General features: G+C 40.2%; 12 protein-coding genes. 8 read left to right on the forward strand and 4 right to left on the reverse strand.

What is annotated here, in order from left to right; translation table 11 throughout:
* Positions 1-54 precede the first annotated feature (54 nt).
* The gene (locus QF004_RS09750; protein WP_307425627.1) at positions 55-1,722 is read right to left on the reverse strand and encodes an AraC family transcriptional regulator; all 1,668 of its coding nucleotides are present in this window, start codon (positions 1,720-1,722) and stop codon (positions 55-57) included.
* A 297-nt stretch (positions 1,723-2,019) separates the two neighbouring features.
* On the opposite strand from QF004_RS09750, the gene QF004_RS09755 reads away from it, so the two are divergent.
* From QF004_RS09755 to QF004_RS09765, 3 genes are all read left to right on the forward strand, one after another.
* Positions 2,020-2,226: a hypothetical protein gene (locus tag QF004_RS09755; protein WP_307425630.1), complete on the forward strand. Its 207-nt coding sequence runs from the start codon at positions 2,020-2,022 to the stop codon at positions 2,224-2,226.
* Positions 2,227-2,396: 170 nt separating this feature from the next.
* The gene (locus tag QF004_RS09760) at positions 2,397-3,905 is read left to right on the forward strand and encodes a Yip1 family protein (RefSeq protein ID WP_307425632.1); all 1,509 of its coding nucleotides are present in this window, start codon (positions 2,397-2,399) and stop codon (positions 3,903-3,905) included.
* 31 nt (positions 3,906-3,936) lie between these two features.
* The gene (locus tag QF004_RS09765) at positions 3,937-4,215 is read left to right on the forward strand and encodes a DUF6520 family protein (protein WP_307425635.1); all 279 of its coding nucleotides are present in this window, start codon (positions 3,937-3,939) and stop codon (positions 4,213-4,215) included.
* Between the two features lie 124 nt (positions 4,216-4,339).
* Here the strand turns inward: QF004_RS09765 and QF004_RS09770 are convergent, their stop codons facing one another.
* From QF004_RS09770 to QF004_RS09780, 3 genes are read right to left on the reverse strand one after another with little or no spacing between them, the layout of a single operon-like run.
* Entirely contained in the window at positions 4,340-6,820 is a 2,481-nt protein-coding gene (locus QF004_RS09770; protein ID WP_307425638.1) for a S9 family peptidase, read from the reverse strand.
* Complete coding sequence (locus tag QF004_RS09775) at positions 6,810-8,195, reverse strand: RagB/SusD family nutrient uptake outer membrane protein (protein WP_307425641.1); 1,386 nt, start codon at positions 8,193-8,195, stop codon at positions 6,810-6,812. The genes QF004_RS09770 and QF004_RS09775 overlap by 11 nt, the downstream gene beginning before the upstream one ends.
* A 13-nt stretch (positions 8,196-8,208) precedes the next feature.
* The gene (locus tag QF004_RS09780) at positions 8,209-11,217 is read right to left on the reverse strand and encodes a SusC/RagA family TonB-linked outer membrane protein (protein WP_307425645.1); all 3,009 of its coding nucleotides are present in this window, start codon (positions 11,215-11,217) and stop codon (positions 8,209-8,211) included.
* Between the two features lie 1,005 nt (positions 11,218-12,222).
* Here QF004_RS09780 and QF004_RS09785 point away from each other — a divergent pair.
* From QF004_RS09785 to QF004_RS09805, 5 genes are all read left to right on the forward strand, one after another.
* The gene (locus QF004_RS09785) at positions 12,223-12,531 is read left to right on the forward strand and encodes a helix-turn-helix domain-containing protein (protein WP_307425648.1); all 309 of its coding nucleotides are present in this window, start codon (positions 12,223-12,225) and stop codon (positions 12,529-12,531) included.
* Positions 12,532-12,814: 283 nt separating this feature from the next.
* Positions 12,815-14,266: an HNH endonuclease gene (locus tag QF004_RS09790; protein WP_307425650.1), complete on the forward strand. Its 1,452-nt coding sequence runs from the start codon at positions 12,815-12,817 to the stop codon at positions 14,264-14,266.
* A gap of 203 nt (positions 14,267-14,469) precedes the next feature.
* Complete coding sequence (locus tag QF004_RS09795; RefSeq protein ID WP_307425653.1) at positions 14,470-14,787, forward strand: helix-turn-helix domain-containing protein; 318 nt, start codon at positions 14,470-14,472, stop codon at positions 14,785-14,787.
* Complete coding sequence (locus QF004_RS09800; protein WP_307425656.1) at positions 14,784-17,768, forward strand: Eco57I restriction-modification methylase domain-containing protein; 2,985 nt, start codon at positions 14,784-14,786, stop codon at positions 17,766-17,768. Before QF004_RS09795 ends, QF004_RS09800 begins: the two co-directional genes overlap by 4 nt.
* Complete coding sequence (locus QF004_RS09805; protein WP_307425659.1) at positions 17,755-19,365, forward strand: class I SAM-dependent methyltransferase; 1,611 nt, start codon at positions 17,755-17,757, stop codon at positions 19,363-19,365. The genes QF004_RS09800 and QF004_RS09805 overlap by 14 nt, the downstream gene beginning before the upstream one ends.
* Positions 19,366-19,367: the final 2 nt, after the last annotated feature.

Below are 19,367 nucleotides of genomic sequence, written 5' to 3' on the forward strand. Positions count from 1 at the left end.
TTTTTGAGAAAATAGGAAAATTTCCGACGCGTGCGAAATCCTTCTCTCTACAACTTACATTTCAAAGAGATCCGCTTCTATCTGCCGGATCATTTCAGAAGGGCTCATTCCATTAACCTCCGTAAAAGCTCTGGTAAACTTCGCACGGTCAGAAAAACCACATTCTTCTGCAAGCGCTTCCGTCTTATAGCTCCTGTATTTATTGCTTTCCCGCAACAGAACAGTAATGTAGGCGATGCGAAGTTGATTGATGTATCCGTTAAAATTATTTCCTTTATAAGTATTAATGACCTGTGAAAGATAAGATTCATTAGTCTCCAGGTTTTCGGCAAGCTGATGACGGGTAAGGCCTTTCTCAAGGAAAAATCTGTTGTTCTCAAAGGTCTGCAGTTTCTGGAGGAGTCGGAGAGACGATTTTGATGAAATTTTACTCACCCGTTTTACTGCCTGTGGCTGCTCCTCCTGAGAATTCAGCAAGGTTTCTGTTTTGGCAAGAAGATTCAGATATTTTCTACTGAGCGTCTCTTCCTTTTTTTTCTTACGGTATAGATGTACTGAAAGACCACCTGAAGCAGCCAGAAGAATAGCGATCATCACATAGAAATAAGGGACAGAAGTTTCCAGTCGTTTTTTGGCTGCGAGCAGGTCTTCCGTATCATATTCTCTAAAAATCCTGCCCGAAAGATATTTAAAATCTGCAGAAATAATTCGGTCGGCCTTTAGGAGCTGAGTGGTGTAATAAAGTTCCTGTTCTCTGTGGCCCTCACCATGATAATAATTAATAAGAAATTCATATGACGCACGGACTTCAGGCAGAACGAAAGCATGCGATCTGAAGACTGAATCTATTTTTACGAAGTGGTAAACCGCTCGCTCTGTGTTGCTAAGACGCTGCTCACTTTTTCCTTTATAAAAGTAGGCAATGGAAGCATTGGTGAAGTCATTCTTTTTTTCCAGTCCTGCCAGAGACGTGGTAAGCAACGAGGTGGCTGCACTGTAGTTTTTCTGTTGATAAGCAATGATACCCTGCAACTTATAAAAATAGCTTCTTTCAAGATAGAAATCCGCCTCGGCCCCACTTTCCGCAAACGCTTTTTTCAGCAGCTGTTCAGCCTCCGGCAAACGGTTGAGGTGGATCAGGCAGATGCCTGTTTGGTGCAGCGTGTTCAGGTATCCCTTTTTTCTGTTGAAATTAATGTTGGCGGGTTCTGGCTGAACCTGCGGCCTACTGAAATAGAAACTGCATTTTAGGAAAATATCCAGTGCTTCCCCGTAATAGCCCAGATAACTCTTCACCACCCCTATATGGTAAAGGTTTTTGTAATAAAGATATTGATCTTCGGAATGTTGTGAATACTTCCATGCCTTCAGATACTCTTCGAGCGCGGGCTTAAACTTCCTGTAATTAAAATAATAGACAGTTCCTTTGGTGAGATAAGCGTTGGCAAGCACCTCTTTGTTGCGGCTTTGCGATGCCGCCCATATCATGCTGTCAGCGTATTCAATCTTACGGTCAGGGCTGAAACTCACTGCATCTTTATAAGCCTGCGAAAGCTCCCGGTAATTATTCTCCCTTTTAGCTTTTGCGATGTAGGGACGCACATGCCGGAAGGCCGTGCTGTCGCCTTCTTCATAATGGTCATACCGCATGCGGTAAACAGCATAGTCCTGCGCGTTTAAGCCGAGCGCAGATACCGTCAGGAAAAAAATAATGCATCTCATACAGTGCGTAAATGGGTTGGTGAAACAGCATTGGAGTCTGTAAAAACAAATTTAAAAAAAAAGAAATCTAAAAAGTGCGGAAAAATGAAAGTTCGGCATCCTCTTCAAACAGACAAATAAGAAGCTATGATATACAGCAACATAGCACTAAACAGCCTGTTAATTTTGTAAATTAAACAGCGTGAAAGTTTACAAATCACCTCATCCTTTTCTTTTTTTTCTGAATATCCCCCTATAAATTCGCTTAAGAATTCTTTAAAAACCCGGCCGGGATTATTAACCAAATTAATCCCAAACATGAAAACACTTAAATTATTATCGTGCACAGCGATACTCATCGTGTTGCTATTGCTCTCCTGCAGACCCGCAGATGAAACAGAAGGTAAAGAACCCATAAATCTGTTAACACAGGATTCAGAAAGCTCATTCGATGAGCCAAAAGACCCTCCGAAAGACGTCCCCAAAGACCGTGACAACTGGAGAATGAAAACGAATAAAAAATGAACGCGCCGACAACAGTAATCTCAGGTGCAAAATGTCCGCAAAGCGGCATATGGAAAGCAGTAGGCCTCATCACTACCACCATCCCATTAGCCAGGGGTGACAAGGTGCCGGAATACTGCGGCAAAAGAGTAAAATGGCAGTTGTTGTACCAGATTTAAAATGAGAACCCCATGAAAATTTTCCTCAAATATTGCACGTACATTATTGTAGTCTTTTTTGGATTGCTGTTCAGTTATGCGGCATTCAGCAAAGCAATGGATTTCAAAGACTTTCAGGTAGAGCTGGCACAATCCCCGTTGCTCAGTGCGTATGCAGGAGTGATATCCTATGTGGTGATTATTCTGGAACTGCTTGTAGTAGGTCTGTTATGTTTTAACAGAACCCGGATTTTAGGTTTATACGCCTCATTTGGATTGATGGTCGCCTTTACAGTTTATATTTATTTAATTCTGAATTATAGTGATTTCGTACCGTGCTCCTGTGGAGGGATTTTAGAAAAGATGAGCTGGGATGAACATTTTATTTTCAATGGAGTGTGTGTTTTTTTTGCCTTAATAACAGGTATTTTCATGGGGAAGAAACGGGCGCACGGCTGGAGCCGTATCGCTGCAGCGGCACTCATCGCAGTGTTTTCAGCGGGCAGCATGGTCGCCCTGTTTCTTTCTTCTGAGTATATCATGAAAAAGGAAAATAATTTTACGAGGCGGTTTCCGCATCATCCGATTATGGAAGACAGGACCTACGATCTTAAAGTAAATTCTTATTATTTTGCAGGCATTTCAGGAAACACTATCTATCTGGGTAACCCTAGCACCCCTTTCCGGATCTTAAGAATGGATTATTCCCTTCAAAAAGTCGATACGCTCGATCTCGCGCCTGCAACAAACCACCGGTTCAGTAACATAACCTATACCGTACAAAACGGGATGCTCTACGCACATGACGGTGCGGTTCCTGTGATCTACTCATCTCCAGTCGATTCGCTTGCGAAACCGCTTCGGGAAATAAGCAGTAAAGACATTTATTTTGATCAGTTGGCTGCTGTATCTCCACAGCAGTTTCTGCTGCGGGTTAAAGATGCTGAAAGCGAAAGAACATCGATCGGATGCCTTACTGTGGGCAAACCGGCCGTTGTAAAGATTCACAGCACATCGCTCACCACAAAAGCGGATGGTGGATTTGATGCCGACGGGGAGTTGGTGTATGACAAAGAAACAGGCATTCCGTTCTATCTGTTTTATTATCGGAATCAGATCCTGAAATTCAACAAAGATGGCTTGTTAAAGGGTCAGATGAAGACGATCGACACGGTAGTGGAAGCCAGTTTAAAAGTGTTGACACTTCCGGACGGCAGAAAGAAACTGGCCGAGCCTCCTTTACTTGTCAACAGAAACATGACCGTACACAGCGGATTGATATTCAACGAGTCTGGTCTGATGGGAAGACACGAATCCAGAACACAATGGAAAAAAAATGCGGTGGTGGATATTTACACCACATCACCTGCAGGATATTGGGGCAGCATGTATGTACAGCACCGCGGTAAACATAGACTGTCCCGGATGTTAGTGACTGACACGTACTTTTTTGTACTGTCGGGCGATGAAATAGTACGGTACCGTTTTGCGCAGACGTTGACCGAGCAGTTCATCAAAAGGGGAAGCCGAAAACCTTTTTGAGAGTAGGCAGCATCATTTTAATATTTATATTATGAAAAATTTAAAAACGTTCCTTTTACCGGCATTTGTTGTGCTGGCAGGAGCAGGAAGCGCGTATGCAACTCACATCAACAAAGACACCTCAAAAATTACGCGTCAGGGCCACGTATTCCGGCCAAACGCACAGACCAAGTGTGTGCCGACCGGAAAACAGTGTGACACCCAGGGCACGGTCATCTGTACAGCAGATGTCGGCATGGGTCCTGAAACGCTTTATGATCTCAACGGCAGTATATGTCCGACTGCACTGAAAGAGCGAATTGTTAAATAATTAAAAAGGAAGCCGTCTCAATACCTATTGAGACGGCTTCTTTTTTTGGATATATTTACCAGCTCGACTTTTTTTTCAAAAGCCAAACGCAGCAGAGTGCCCAGTGAGTGTTGGAGACTTTTCTTTATTGCTGCATGACGTCAATCCAGTCTTTCTTAATGTCTTTAAGTTGATAATCAAACCAGGCTGATATTTTGACAAACAGATCCTCGCGGTTCGCCCTGTTGAGGAAACTGTGGTCTTCCTTATCATAAAAAAGTGCGATTACTTTTTTATGGTTTCTGCGCAAGGCCAGATAATACTCCATCGTCTGTTCCCAATAGATATTCTGGTCATTCGTTCCGGTCCACAGCAATATAGGGCGTGTCACTTTTTCGGCATGGTAAACAGGGCTGTTGTCTATATACAGATTTTTATCTTCGGCAAATGATCGGAACATCCGGTACTGCTGCTCTTCAAATTGCCAATAAAAAGGTCTGAAATAGTCATAATTAAACGAGTGGTAAGACCTTACCAGATCGCTGTTTCCTGCGCCTCCCACATACGCTGCAAACTTTTTACTCTGCGTCGCAATAAAGTTCGTTTCGTAACCTCCATGGGAATGCCCCGCCAAGCCTACTCTGGCGAAATCGATGCTATGGTTATCTTTCAGCGCTGCAATCGAGGATTCTACACAGTCGAGGGCCGAGCGCCCTGTACCCCGGCCGTCGTAAACAATATCGGGTAAATAAATGAAATATCCACGCTCAAGATAATCCCGGTAACTGATCCCTTCAACCTTTGAAAAACCATCTCTTAAGTATCGGTTACCATAGTTATGCATGATCTCATAAATCCCCACTACCATTGGGTACTTCTTCGAAGCATCATAGTTGACGGGATAATACAGTAGACCCTGCAGTGCCACACCCTTGGAATTAGTATAGGATATTTTGTCCATCCGAATTTTTGAAACAACCTTATCCTGCGGATTGGAGCGGTAAATGACCCGCTCTTTTTGATCTCTATGTATCATTATGACCGGAGGAACATTATAGTTCTGTTTAAGATAAAGATAACCTTCTTGCTTAGAAAATGAAGTTAACGGGGTTATAAATTCAGGACCGGCAGGAAACAGCAGCTTAAACTGTCTGTTGTTATAAATTCCCAGAGTCTGATATGAAGTCTTGCTGTCAGAAATCTTCATAAGCAGTGGAACCGACGCATCGTAAAAATTCTTAGCGGCTCGGGCACCACTGGGCAACTCCTCAGAAGTTCCCCCAGCGATTTCGGCGCTGTAACTGGCGGGCAGCAGGGTGTGGCGCATCACGCCTGTTTTCACACCATATTCACTTACTTTCCCATTGCCAGGAAATAAAATATGGTCGCCATCGGAACTGAAATAAATTTCATTATACTCAAGGCGGTCGGGAAACGGAACTGTTCTTTTGCTCTTTGTAGTAATATCATAAACCACCCATTTTTCGGTGTCGTGAGAAAGAAGAAACCTGCCGTCCTTACCGGTTATCATATTAATCCCCGTATCACCCAACTCCTCGTACCGGTCGAGTTCTGTATCGTAGCGGTAGACCTTCTGCCGGATCCTTTCTTTTACATAATCCTGGTTTTCCATTGGATCGTACGCCAGAAGATAGCGGCCTTCTCCCGTATCAATATGCTTAGGGAATCTTATGTGATCGAGCTGCTTAATTTCTCTGGTGCCGGGGGTCCAGACCGCATACGTTAAGATCAAATCATTATAAAACTTATTTTCGAGCCTTCTGTCATTGCCATACCAGATATCGACGTCAGAACTTTGCGGTGTCTTTTTATTTTCTGTGTTAAAGGTGATGAAATACCGCCCGGATTTTAACGCAGACACGAACTGTACGGCGCTTCGCGTCTCTCCCATATAGGAAGGAAACGGAAGCGTCTCGTTTTTCATTTCATTGGTGAGATAGATATGGGACTCCCCCGGATGATACTCCGTTTTGTGAAAAATAACGACGGGGCCGTTGCAGTAATCGACGTTATAGCCTTCTGTCTTACCTTCATACAATATATGTTTTTTCTCCGGTGTCCACTCCTGCAACTTAAAGCCCTCCGCTGTTCGCTGCGTATAAAACAACCGCTGATCCGTCACCTGAATGGAGATCACACCTGGAATTTCCTCGAGAGTCTGCCCTTCCTGACTTAAAAACTGAAGCGTATCGTCCTTGAGGAATGCAATAGTGTCATTCCATTCCATATACAGTGCATTTTTGAACCCCTCCCAAATTTTCTCCTGCAGCGTCGTCAGATTCACCAGTCGTGCTTTGGTTGCACCACTCATGAAAACGGACCCTTTTTTAGTATATTTAACAGAGATGGGAAATATTCCGGGGGTCTGATAGAGAATTTTTTCCGGATTTGCTGTTGACACCAATGCCAGCGTATCCGAACTGTATTCATACGCCTTCTGAAACGTCAGAAATTTCCTGTCTTCAGAAGGGACCACCCAGGAAATACCGTAGGTATTTGGTTTAAAGGGGCTGTTCGGGGATGACCCGTCATTTTGGGCATTCGCAGGTGAAGGAAAAAAGATCATCAACAGAAAGAAAAGACAGGGAAATTTTCTAATAGCCATTGTTCTGGGGTTTAAGGTTAGGATTCAGGGACAGTTCGGAAAATGGGAGCGGCCATACCTGATGATGCGATTTCCACTGAGGCTTTGTCAGGCTGAGGTCACTCAGCCGGTTCGCTCGTTTGAGCGTGATAAACCTGATGCCGCGTTCGGTAAAAAATTCTTTTCGGTTTTCATCAAGAATGCTGTTGAGCAACTGTTCTTTGGTAAAGGATGATGGTGCGGCCGCTGTTTCTGCTTTTTGTTTTACGGCATTCAGATAGGGAAGCGCTTCGGTCAGTTTCCCCTGCTGCGCCAGTGCTTCAGCCAGCAGCAGATAGGCTTCCTCAAGGCGGAAGACCACCGAGTATTCATCCGCATTATCAATGAGGCGAGTGTACTTACCGGCACGGTAAAACGGGGCTGATCCTACAGGGATTTCTGTAATCCATTGCTGCTTCCGCAGGTCACCTGCTTCGAATGAAGCATCAAGATCAGGGGAAAGTGAGTACGTAGTGGGAAGAGCGCTGTCGAAGTAGTATAGCAGGGCCTCATTCGTTGGATCATAAGGCTGCAGCGGTTTCAGCTGCCACAGAATATGGCGTCCTGATTTTTTGAATGTTGCCGACACGTCAGGTTCCCACTGATAAAGGGCACTTTCTACCACGCCACGAAGAACCGGTTCGGCTGCGGCGTATTCCTGCCGCGTCATCAGTACCGTAGCCAGAAGCAGTTCAGCGGTCTTCCGGTTCGGGTAAATCCGCTCCGGGTTCCGGTAATCGTCTTTCAGCAGCCCCACCGCAGTGTATAGGTCGTCCTGAATCTTCAACAGCAATTCTGACGAAGGCGTTTTATTCAGCGACTTATTGACGGTATAATCCGTCGTGACCGTGTAAGGGATATCCCCATAGATCTGATTGAGGTAAAAGTAAAGCAGCGATCTCAGAAAAAGGGCCTCCCCTTTGAGGCGGTTCCGGTCCTCCTCTCCGATTGCCGTGCTTTTTTCAATGCCCTCAATAAGCGCATTGGCGGTATAAATCTCACTGTAAGCGGTGGTCCATATGGCTTTGACCGTTATATTGGAGGAACCCTGCACGTTGTTGTAGAGATCGATAGTACCGTTTTGGGTGTAAAGTTCATAGCTGATCAATTCATCAGTGTAAGTGCCCAGTAGTGCACCCGCTCCTTCCATTCCGCCGCTGAAGAGCGAATAGGTCTGTAAGTCACTGTAAAGATTACTTAAAGCTGCATCTGCGGAGCCAACCGATTCGAAAACCTGGCTGCTGCCGATCTGACTGACGGGGAAATTCACGTCAAGCAGGTCATGGCATGACTGGAGGGAAGACAGCAGAAATACTGCGGTGCCGAAGGCATATATTACGGAAAGTTTTATTTTCATTTGAGGTATTTTTTTAAAAAGTTAACTGTAATCCCATCGAAAGGGTTTTTAAAGGAGGCAGAAATCCGGAGGTCACCATTTCCGGATCAAGGCCGAAATACTTCGTCCAGGTCCAGAGGTTCTGGCCCTGAACATACAGGCTAGCCTCATTTACGGCGCTGCTGTGCAGCGGAATCCTGTAATTCAACTGGATGTTTTTCAACCGGATAAAAGAGGCGTCGCCAACAGCGGCCGTGCTGTTTCTGAAATGATCGGTAAGCGTATTCGTAAGCTGATCGGTGCCGGACGTGTACGGCATTATAATCCCGTCCGGATTGGTGGGAGACCAAACATTCAGCAGTGCCGCGGGCTGATTTCTCATGATTCCGGGAGTAGCCATGGTGCGGAAAAAATTCCATCCGTCCTGCTTAACGAACTGTACCAGAAAAGAAAGCCCAATATTTCCGTAACTGACCGTATTCTGCAGTCCTCCGAAATACTTCGGACTAAGATCTCGCAGCGCCTTGGCATCATCGGCAACCGTAATTTTACCGTCCCCGTTATCATCGGTAAAGGTGTATTGGCCTGCACTGTTGATTCCCTGATAATCCAGCAGTTTGGCAATGTAAATCGATTCGCCGATCACATAGCGGTTGGCATAGGTGGAACCTTCCAGCCCCGGGAAGGCAAGAAGTTTATTTTGGGGCACGCTGATATTAAACGATGTGCTCCATTTCCAGGTGGCGGTATTGAGCGGTTTCGCGCCGACTTCCAGTTCAAATCCGCTGTTTTGGACTGTTGCCCCCAGGTTTGCAAGGACGGACGAAAAACCTGTAGTGGCAGGCAAAGGAATGCCGACCAACTGATTGGAGGACCGGTTGAGGTACCATGCCGCCGTAAGATTAATGCGGTCTTTCAACAGCGAAATCTCCATTGCACCCTCGAGTTTATCCGTCTTTTCCCAGGAAAAATCTGGATTATAGAGCCTTGAAGGATACAGTCCCGGCAAACCATCATAGGCATAATAACCGACGCTGTACGTATCCAAAAACTGATAGTCACCGATGGCATCACTGCCCGTGCGCCCGTAACTGCCGCGCAGTTTCGCGAAACTCAGCCATGGAACTTTTTTAAGGAACGGTTCCTCCGATATAACCCAGGCCGCACCCACGGCGCCGAAATTCGCAAAGCGGTGGCTGGGGCCAAACCTGCTCGACCCGTCCCTTCTCGCAGTAAGATTCACGATGTAACGCTTCTTATACTGATAATTGAGCCGGCCGAAAACAGCTGCGTAGCGGTACTGATTCTCTCCCGAAGGTGAAACAGAAACGTAGGTGGCTGCTGCTATATTTTCGATCAGGGCATTGCTGGCATAACCGTACCCATTCATGGCAGAACTTTTCGTGTTGCTTTCCTGAAACGTCATCCCGGAAAGCACAGACCAATCACTGTTGCCGTATTTTCTGGTCCAGCTAAGTTGCGGCTCAAGCAGATAAGAGAAAACAGAACCGGTTCCGCGCGAGGAGGATGAAAATTCAGTACTCGTATTGAGTCCCGAAGCCGGGCTGTAGATGGTATTGGGCAGTAAAGAATATTCTTCCAGTTGCTGTAGCGTGACTCCCGCATTCAGTTTCGCCTCAAAGTCTCCCCAAAAACGGTAGCCCATATTCAGGTTCTGATTCAGATGCTTCGTCGTATTTGTATACCGCGCATTCAGCTGCGCCAGAGGATTTTCGAATGTTCCGTTTTCCCAGTTCAGATGGCCGGCGGCGTCATACAGAGCCGGCGCATCAGGTGCCAGCCGGAGGGCAAGGCCCGTGAAATCAGTGTTCAATGTTCTGTTATTAGTAAGCGTCAGTAAACTGGAAAGACCGAGCGAAAATTTCCGGTCAGCGGAGCGGTGATCAAAATGCGAGGAAAGCGTATGGGTACGGTAATGTTGGTCTCCCGGAAAAACGGAACGCTGATCCCCAAATCCGGCACTGACCGAAAAGCTGTTCCTGTCGGACCCGCCCGAAACATTGACCAGAATATTGGTATTTTCAGCGGTACCGCCAATCAGTTCTTTCTGCCAGTCGGTACTGCGCGACTGATCCCATACGCCGTTGATATCATACGCTGCGGCCGGATACTCCCCTGCTGCTACGTTGCTGTATGCCTGCCTCCGCATTGCGGTATATTCTCCGCTGTTCATCATGCGGAGGTGGCTTCCTACCTGGCTGAAACTCTGACTGGTGTTAAGGGTGAGATGGACAGGCACGGCTTTCCCTTTTTTTGTCGTTATTAAAATTACGCCGTTTCCGCCTCTTGACCCATAAATCGAAGTGGCGTCTGCATCCTTCAGGACTTCAATGCTTTCGATATCGTTCGGATTGATGCTGTTCAGCGGGTTAATCTGCTGTAGCGGCAGGGCACCCGCAGAAAGCGTAGAAACCAGCCCGCCAGCAGCGGGTACACCGTCAATAATATACAGCGGCACATTTCCGTCTGTCAGGCTGTTCATCACGTTCCGCAAACTGTTTCTCCCTCTGATCTGCACATCAAAACCACCACCGGGTGTACCACTGTTTTGGGTAATACTCACCCCCGCCATCCTGCCTTGAAGCGCGGACAAAACATTGGTAACTGGTTGGTTTTCGATGTCTTTTGCTGAAACTTTGGCAATACTGCCCGTTCTTTCTTTGTCTTTGACTTTATAGTAACCCGCATTGAGAATAACTTCTTCGATTCCCTTTACTTTGGGTTCCAGATTAATATTGATGACCGACTGATTACTGACGGTGATTTGTTGTTCAGAATATTCTGGGTGTCTGAATAACAGGATGGGATTTTCTGCGGTAACCTCCAGTCGGTAGGTTCCTTTTTCATTGGTAGTGGTAACCTGATTACTGCCTTTTTGGGAGATGAATACTCCTGAAAGTGGCTGATTGGATGAGGTTACGGTACCGGAAATGGTGCGGGTTTGCGCCTGTACATTAATGCTGGAAGCGGTTAATATAAGGCCGAAGAAAATACCTCCTATAGGGTAATAGGATTTTTTCATAGCTTTGTATTGGTTTTTAAATTAAGTTTAATTACTATCTCTGCTCTTTCCTGCGGCTGCAAACTTTAGGGAAAGGGCGTTTTTTTTTATTAGAGGAGAGAAAAGATGATAGATAAAAGATGATAGACTAGGTGCTGTACCGTTTAAAAAGCGGATGGCGCATTCAAAAGGTGAAGCATCTACGGAGCATCCCTGTTTTCAATCAAGGACTACTTTTCACTTGGCTCTTTTTACTTTTTACCTGGCTCTTTTTCACCTGGTTCTTTTTACTTGGCTCTTTTTCGCTGGCTCTTGCCGCTCATCGGATCGCCTTAGGGGACACTTCGACAGGCTCAATGACCGTAAGGTGTAGAAACACTTTTGGAGTGGGGTCACTTTCCCGCTAAAGACCAATCCTTTGTTGTTGGATGATAGGTGCTGGATGATGGATGATCACATCAGCACATTACCACATCAACCCATATATTCTTCGGATTGCTTTAGGGGAAAGTGAAACACAAATGATGAAAAAGAAACTTTCCCACTAAAGACAGATCCATGAAGAGCATTGATATGAATGTGAGGAGCTCTTATGAGGTGTCGGTAAAATTGTTGATAAAGTGATTCATGATGACAGCATGAAAATTATTGTAGCAAGGGTTTTTATAAACCGGATTTCCCGCGAAGCAATCAAGCCGCAATGGTTGTGCACACCATTGTAAGTGTCGTTCTACTATCTTTTATAGAAAAGCGGGCTTAGGGAATTGAGAATACCGGATACAAAACGGCATGGGTCTCAACAAATCCGATTCGGGGTACTGGTATACCTTACATGCAGATAAGTGAGCCCACGCCTAGGTCGTGAGCTACTTTACTTATCGTCTCGCATGTTAAAATTACCAGTTTTCGAATTCGAGATTCTAAGCAATAGCTTCTATATTTTTTTGAAGTATCGCAAAATTACATCTTTAGACATAATCTTATGGCAAATATAATAAATATTTATTAATATGGTAATATATAACCATGAATTATTTGGTTCCTTTTACAAAATTGCTACTTAAATACAAAATTGTGGATAGCAAAGAAGTTTTAAGGTTATATATGGAAGCATTTTCTGAAAATTTAAAAGAAATTAGAGCCATTAAATATAAATCAATGGATGATGTTGCACAGAATTCTACCTTTGATTCTAGCAATTATAATAAATACGAAAATGGAAAGGGTAATCCTACCATAGAGACGCTACTTAAAATGGCTTCGGCGTTCGGTATTCCGCCAAAAGAGTTATTTGATTTTGACTTTGATCTAGAGAAGTATAAAATAGAGGAATGAATGAATTATTATCTCGACTAAAAAATCCGAGAGCATTATTTGATTTTGGTATTACGAAATATAGAATTGAAGAAATCCTGACGAGCGTTGGGATTTTTTGCTTTTACGGGAAACCGTAATGTTGTTATACAAAACAATAATATATTTGGAGAAAGAAAGACGTTGGCTTTATGTAAAATTGTAAAAACATAGCCTAACTGTCGGCTTTGCAAAATGATTTGCACTTCGGAAAGTGGACGGGCGTTAGTTGCTATTTTAACCAAAAAATCGCAAAACTATTATTATGCAAAAAAAATGTATCCTTTGTGATGGAGAATTAATAGACAAATCTTATTACGAAAGTAATAAAAGCGAGTTTGATTTAATTCCAAAATTTAAACATAAAGAGCATATCATTCAAAATGCAATTGGAGGAAGACTTAAAAGTGATGAAATACTTTGTGAAGAATGTGGTGGAATATTAAATAAAGAAATTGACACGGATTTTTTAAAATTATTTACTGGATTTACTGAACGTTTAAAAGATATTTTACCAAAAGAAAGGAATAAAAATTCAAAAACTCCAGTAAATGGATATGAAGTTGGAACAAAAAGAGAAATTGTTTATTTAGACAAAACTATTGTTCCCAAAAATCCAGATTTTGAAATAAATGAAACTGAAAAAACTATTAAAATTTATGCTAGTAAAAATATTATCAACCATTACAAAAAACACGTACTAAATACAATTTCAAAAAAAAGGTTAAATATAAATGAATATACAATAGTAGAAATTAGTGAATTTAAAGATGATGAAAATATTGGATTATTATTTACAGAAGGAGTAGAAAACTTTAATGATAAATGGAAAATGGGTTTCATTAAAATAGCAACAGAATTTGCATATTTAAATGGAGTAGAAAAAGAGCATCTAACAAACACTTTAGATATTCAAAATAAAAAAATTATAAATTCACATAATATTTTTCCATTCTTCCCAATTGGCTTAACCGACGCTTTCATTGAATGGCATAGAATATTTTTAGAAAAAAATTTCCCAACTCATACAATAATACTATTCACTCAAGAATATAAAGACAATCAAAAAGAATTAATTTGTTATGTAGATTTATTTAGCACTTTTCAATATTACATATTGCTAAACAGTGACTATAAAGGGGAAAGTGTTTTTAAAACCTATTGTCAAAAATTAGAAAAAGAAATAAAAGCAGAAATAAACTTCAGAGAAATTAGAATTAAATATTTAAGAATGATTGCCGAAGAAAATGAAATAAATCTTAATTTATATAAAGGTAAATCAATTGAGGAATTATATGATTTTCTTGAAACAGAATACGCTAAAAAAACAGCAAATTATGAACTCAATCTTGAAGAAGAAATATCATATACATTATCAAACTTACTAAACGCATTATTATATTCAAAAAGTAAAAGTCAAATTGATTTGGGATATTTAAGTGAACCTGTAAATTCTTTAAAAAATATTTCTACAGAATGGTTTATGACAATATTGGCAGAAATAAATCATTTAAAACCAGAAGAAGGAATAATAAATATACAACGCTATAGGCAAGTATTTATGGAACAAGACGGTAAGAATAATTTAGAAAATTTATCAACACCGAACGAAATTGCAAAATGTATAGAAAATGATCTTAATTTTACGAAAGAATATTGTCATTTAAAATTTAATCATCTTGCGTATTTTGTAGGGAAAAAAAGTAAAAAAGAATAAAAAAAAACAGCAGGTTATAACTAAGTATTCGTTTTGCTCAACGGGCAGGAAATCAAAGCGTGGTTATTTTATACCGCAAACCCCGACAAGCGTTGGGGTTTGCGGTAGTAAAAAACACATCTTGCCAATAAATATCGAGGACAAAACTTGTCCTATAAATTTCTTTTACTATCTTTGGACAAAATAAGTCCTAAATGGCGACAATGGAAAAAAGCATAACAACAATCGGTGAACGACTCCGAACATTGCGAGAGGAAGCATCGCTTTCTTTGAGAGAAGTGGCAAGCCATATTGGTATTGACACTTCATTACTTGGGAAAATTGAACGTAACCAACGACAACCGACAAAAGAACAAATAAAACACATTGCCGAGTTCTTTAAAATAGACGAAAAACTATTGATTAAGGAATTACTTAGTGACCAATTTGCTTATCGAATAATGGAAGAAGAAGCCGACATTGATACGCTGAAAGTTGCGGAAGATAAAGTTGAATATTTAAAAGCCAATAAGAGAAAATGACGATTCAACAACTCATAGAAAAGTATTCGGCTCACAGAACTTATTACTTAACAAACAAGTATAACGAAACACTGCTTCGCAGTGATTTCTTAGACCCGTTGTTTGAATTGTTGGGTTGGGACATAAAAAACAACGCAGGAAAAATAACCAACGAAAGAGAAGTAATTTTAGAAGAAGCATTAAAAGCAAATGCTTCTGAACATTCAAAAAAACCTGACTATACATTTAGGCTATTCTCCGAAAGGAAATTCTTTTTAGAAGCTAAAAAACCTTTCATCGCAATTGAAACAAACAACGATACGGCAAAACAAGTAAGACGATACGGCTTTACATCCAAATTGAAAATTTCCGTTCTTTCAAACTTTGAATATTTAATCATTTATGATACTTCCGTAAAAGTTGACGAAACCGACAATTATATTAAGGCATTAATAAAAAAATATCATTACACCGAATACGAAAGCAAGTTTGAGGAAATCAAAAAGCTATTGGGTAAAGATGCGGTTTATTCAGGCGCATTTGAGACCGAATGGCAAACGATTGAAACCAAATTAAATCAATATTCAATTGACGATTTATTTCTTTCCCAATTTAATGAATGGAGAAAATTATTAGGACACGAAATTTACAACCATAACCCTAAAATAAAAGAGCAGGAATTAAATGATATTGTTCAAAGCTATTTGAATAGAATTTTATTTTTGCGTGTTTGCGAAGATAGAAATTTAGAAGATTATCAAACGCTTTTAGCATTTGCAAACGCAAGTGATTTTAAATCACTCATCAAAAAATTCGAACAAGCGGACAAACGCTATAATTCAGGGTTGTTTGACCAATTATTGAAAGATAAAATTGTAGAAAATATCAGTTCGGCATTTTGGACGATAATAAAACAGTTGTATTATCCCGAAAGTCCTTACTCTTTCAGTGTGTTTTCTTCGGATATTTTAGGAAGTATTTATGAAATTTTCTTGTCGGAAAAATTGACTGTTCAAAAAGGAACAGTCGAATTGGTAAAGAAACCTGAAAACATCGACAGAGATATTGTTACCACGCCGACATTTATCATCAATGATATTTTGCGGAATACCGTTTTGCCAAAATGTAAAGACAAAACTGACAAAGAAATACTGAAACTGAAATTTGCTGACATCGCTTGCGGTTCAGGAGCATTTTTATTGGAATTATTTCAACTGTTAAATGATATTTTAATTGACTATTATGTAAAAGCAGACAAAACAAAACTCATTCAAACCAACATCAACACGTACAAACTTCCTTTTAAAACAAAAAGAGATGTTTTATTGAATTGCGTTTACGGAGTTGATAAGGATTATAATGCCGTTGAAGCTGCAAAGTTCGGTTTGTTACTGAAGCTTTTAGAAGATGAAAACACCTCTTCAACGAATACAAGTAAACCGGTTTTACCTGATTTATCAAATAATATTTTCTTTGGAAATAGTTTATTAAATCCCAAACAAGTTGAAAAAAAGAATCAAACTGAAATCAATCCGTTTGATTTTTCAAGACTTCGGTTTGATGTTATCATTGGTAATCCGCCTTATATGAAGTCGGAGGATATGAAAAATATAACACCGCTTGAACTGCCTCTTTACAAAGCAAATTACAATTCTGCTTATAAGCAGTTTGATAAATATTTTTTGTTTCTTGAACAAGGTATAAACCTGTTAAATGATGACGGTGTTTTAGGTTATATTGTTCCAAGTAAATTTACCAAAGTTGGTGCAGGTAAAAAATTAAGAGAAGAACTTGCAACCAAAGGCTATTTACATTCAATCGTTTCGTTTGGTGCAAATCAGGTTTTTGCAGACAAAACAACCTATACATGTTTGCTGATTCTGAGCAAGAAACCACAAAAGACTTTTCAATATGCAGAAGTAAAGAATTTGAAGAGTTGGAAGGTAAGGGAACCAGATGCGGTAAAATATGAAATACAAAAAACAGAAAGTTTAGATAGTGAAGTATGGGTACTGTTTCCTAGTGAATTAAAATCTGTATTTAAAAAAATAATTTCTCAGTCATCCACTCTTGGAAATTTACTTGGAGAGAAGAATATTACAAATGGAATTCAAACAAGTAAGAATCCTCTGTATATAATAACCTCTGATAAAATAGATAAGTCATTCGTTTATTTTGAAATAAAGGGTAAAAAATGGAAAATTGAAAAAGAAGTTATTCGGCCATATTATAAAACTCCACAAAATAAAAAGCTTAAAGCGAAATTCAATACTTATAGTTTTTTATGCTCAAATTCTTTTGTCATTTTTCCTTACATAAAACAGGAAGGAAAGGTTGATGTGGTTAAAGAGTCCGAACTTCAAAGTAAGTTCCCATTAACTCATAGTTATTTCAAATACTATGAAAAAGAAATAAAAGCAAGGGATGTTAGTCCTGCAATAAATAAAGATGACTGGTATAAGTTTGGAAGAAGCCAACATTTAGATAGTTGGGAAGCTGATGAAAAAATTGTGGTTGGTATTCTGTCAGCGGGAGAAAAATATCCTATTGATAAGAATAAAACAATAGTATCATCGGGAGGGACAGCAGGATATTGCATCATTGCACTCCCCGATAATTGCGAATATTCCATCTATTACATTCAAGCAATTCTCAATTCAAAATATTTAGAGTGGTTCAGTGCTTTATATGGTGAAGTTTTCAGAGGTGGTTATATTGCTAGAGGAACAAAAATTTTGAAAAACCTTCCGATCAGAAAGATTGATTTTTCTGATTCTAAACAAAAAGTACTTCACGACAAAATCGTAGCAACTCAAAAGGAATTAATTAAAATTTATGACCAAATAGACCTAAACGCAGGCAATAAAAGGAATCTGACACCACTAAAAGGACAATTTGTAAGAGAAAAAATCAATTTAGAAAAACTGTTAGCCAAATTATACGATTTAGGCGATGACGATTTATTAATCCCTTTAATCAAAGATTTGTATGAAACTAATTGAGAACGCAACAGCCGAAAAATTAAGGGGCGGATTTTATACGCCTGAACCTATTGCAGAATTTATTTTGCGTTGGGGAATTAATGGTAGCAAAGATTTTGACATCCTTGAGCCAAGTTGTGGCGATGGTGTGTTTTTGGAACAATTAAAGAATTTAAAATCAGAATATAATTCCGTTACAGCCATTGAATTTGATGAAGTAGAAGCGAAAAAAGCCGATAAAATTGAACTAAGAAATAAGCAAGTAATCAATGATGATTTTCATACTTATTGTAACAACACAGAAAAGCGGTTTGATTTAGTTGTAGGTAATCCGCCCTACATCCGCTTTCAGTTTTTCGACAGAAATCAGCAAGCGGAAGCAGGAGATATTTTTATTAAAGCAGGATTGAAATATTCCAAACTGACCAATGCTTGGGTGTCATTTGTAGTTGGTTCTTCTCTATTGTTGAAAGACAAGGGTGGGAAAATTGGGTTTGTTTTACCCGCAGAAATTCTACAGGTTTCCTTTGCTTTGCAATTGCGAAAATTTCTTGCTCATTTCTACAATAAAATCAACATCATTTCCTTTGAAAAATTAGTGTTTCCAGATATTCAGCAAGAAGTTGTTTTATTGCTTTGCGAAAAGAATGAAACAGAGGAACACAACATTGAACACATCGAATTAAAAGATGCAAGCGGACTAAAAACACTTGATACCGCAAGGCTAAAAAGTCCACAAAAGAAAATTGATTTCAAATCCAACAAATGGACTTTCTATTTTTTGGAACAAGAAGAAATCGATTTTTTAGAAAACATTGCAAAGAAAAGGAACATTCCAACACTGGGAAAATACGCAAATGTTGAAGTAGGCATTACAACAGGAGCAAATGATTTTTTTACCGTTCCGCTTACAACAGTTGAAGAGTATAAGCTTCAAGATTATGCAAAACCAATGGTTGGTAGAAGTGTGCAAGTGAATAGCGTTATTTTCACAAAAGATGATTGGGAGAAAAACAAATATTCAAAAGCCAAAGCACATTTATTGGCATTTCCTGACAAAGAAAACCTTAATAAAAACAACGGAGCAGTAAAATATATTGCTCATGGTGAAAGTTTGAATATCCATAAAGGTTACAAGACAGGAATAAGAAATGATTGGTTTGTAGTACCGTCTTTAAAAATTTCGGATGCTTTGTTTATCAGAAGAAATAATCTTTATCCAAGGTTAATCATTAACGAAGCAGAAGCGTATACAACCGATACGATGCACCGTGTTTTCGTAAAGCCCGATACAGATATAAAGGCATTAACAGCAAGTTATTACAATTCGCTTTCACTGGCATTTGCCGAAGTTTCAGGACGAAGCCACGGAGGTGGTGTTTTGGAATTGATGCCGAACGAAGCAGAGAAAATATTGCTTCCGCACCATAAAGATAATGCAGAATTGTTGTTGCAAATTGATGAATTAATTCGAGACAAAACAGATATTGAAGAGGTGTTAAAAATAACTAATGAAGTAATCTTAAAACAGCATTACGGCTTGACACAAAAGGAAATTGATTTGGCTCACAATATTTGGAGAAAACTGTCGAAGCGTAGGTTAAATAGAGGTAAATAAAA

Origin of the sequence: Chryseobacterium sp. MDT2-18 (assembly GCF_030815285.1) — a bacterium.
GTDB classification, from domain to species: domain Bacteria; phylum Bacteroidota; class Bacteroidia; order Flavobacteriales; family Weeksellaceae; genus Kaistella; species Kaistella salivictor.

Coding starts and splice junctions, on each gene's coding strand:
- QF004_RS09805 (WP_307425659.1), top strand. CDS start 17,755: ATGAAACTAATTGAGAACGCAACAGCCGAAAAATTAAGGGGCGGATTT.
- QF004_RS09780 (WP_307425645.1), bottom strand. CDS start 11,217: ATGAAAAAATCCTATTACCCTATAGGAGGTATTTTCTTCGGCCTTATA.
- QF004_RS09800 (WP_307425656.1), top strand. CDS start 14,784: ATGACGATTCAACAACTCATAGAAAAGTATTCGGCTCACAGAACTTAT.
- QF004_RS09755 (WP_307425630.1), top strand. CDS start 2,020: ATGAAAACACTTAAATTATTATCGTGCACAGCGATACTCATCGTGTTG.
- QF004_RS09775 (WP_307425641.1), bottom strand. CDS start 8,195: ATGAAAATAAAACTTTCCGTAATATATGCCTTCGGCACCGCAGTATTT.
- QF004_RS09750 (WP_307425627.1), bottom strand. CDS start 1,722: ATGAGATGCATTATTTTTTTCCTGACGGTATCTGCGCTCGGCTTAAAC.
- QF004_RS09770 (WP_307425638.1), bottom strand. CDS start 6,820: ATGGCTATTAGAAAATTTCCCTGTCTTTTCTTTCTGTTGATGATCTTT.
- QF004_RS09785 (WP_307425648.1), top strand. CDS start 12,223: ATGAATTATTTGGTTCCTTTTACAAAATTGCTACTTAAATACAAAATT.
- QF004_RS09790 (WP_307425650.1), top strand. CDS start 12,815: ATGCAAAAAAAATGTATCCTTTGTGATGGAGAATTAATAGACAAATCT.
- QF004_RS09765 (WP_307425635.1), top strand. CDS start 3,937: ATGAAAAATTTAAAAACGTTCCTTTTACCGGCATTTGTTGTGCTGGCA.
- QF004_RS09795 (WP_307425653.1), top strand. CDS start 14,470: ATGGAAAAAAGCATAACAACAATCGGTGAACGACTCCGAACATTGCGA.
- QF004_RS09760 (WP_307425632.1), top strand. CDS start 2,397: ATGAAAATTTTCCTCAAATATTGCACGTACATTATTGTAGTCTTTTTT.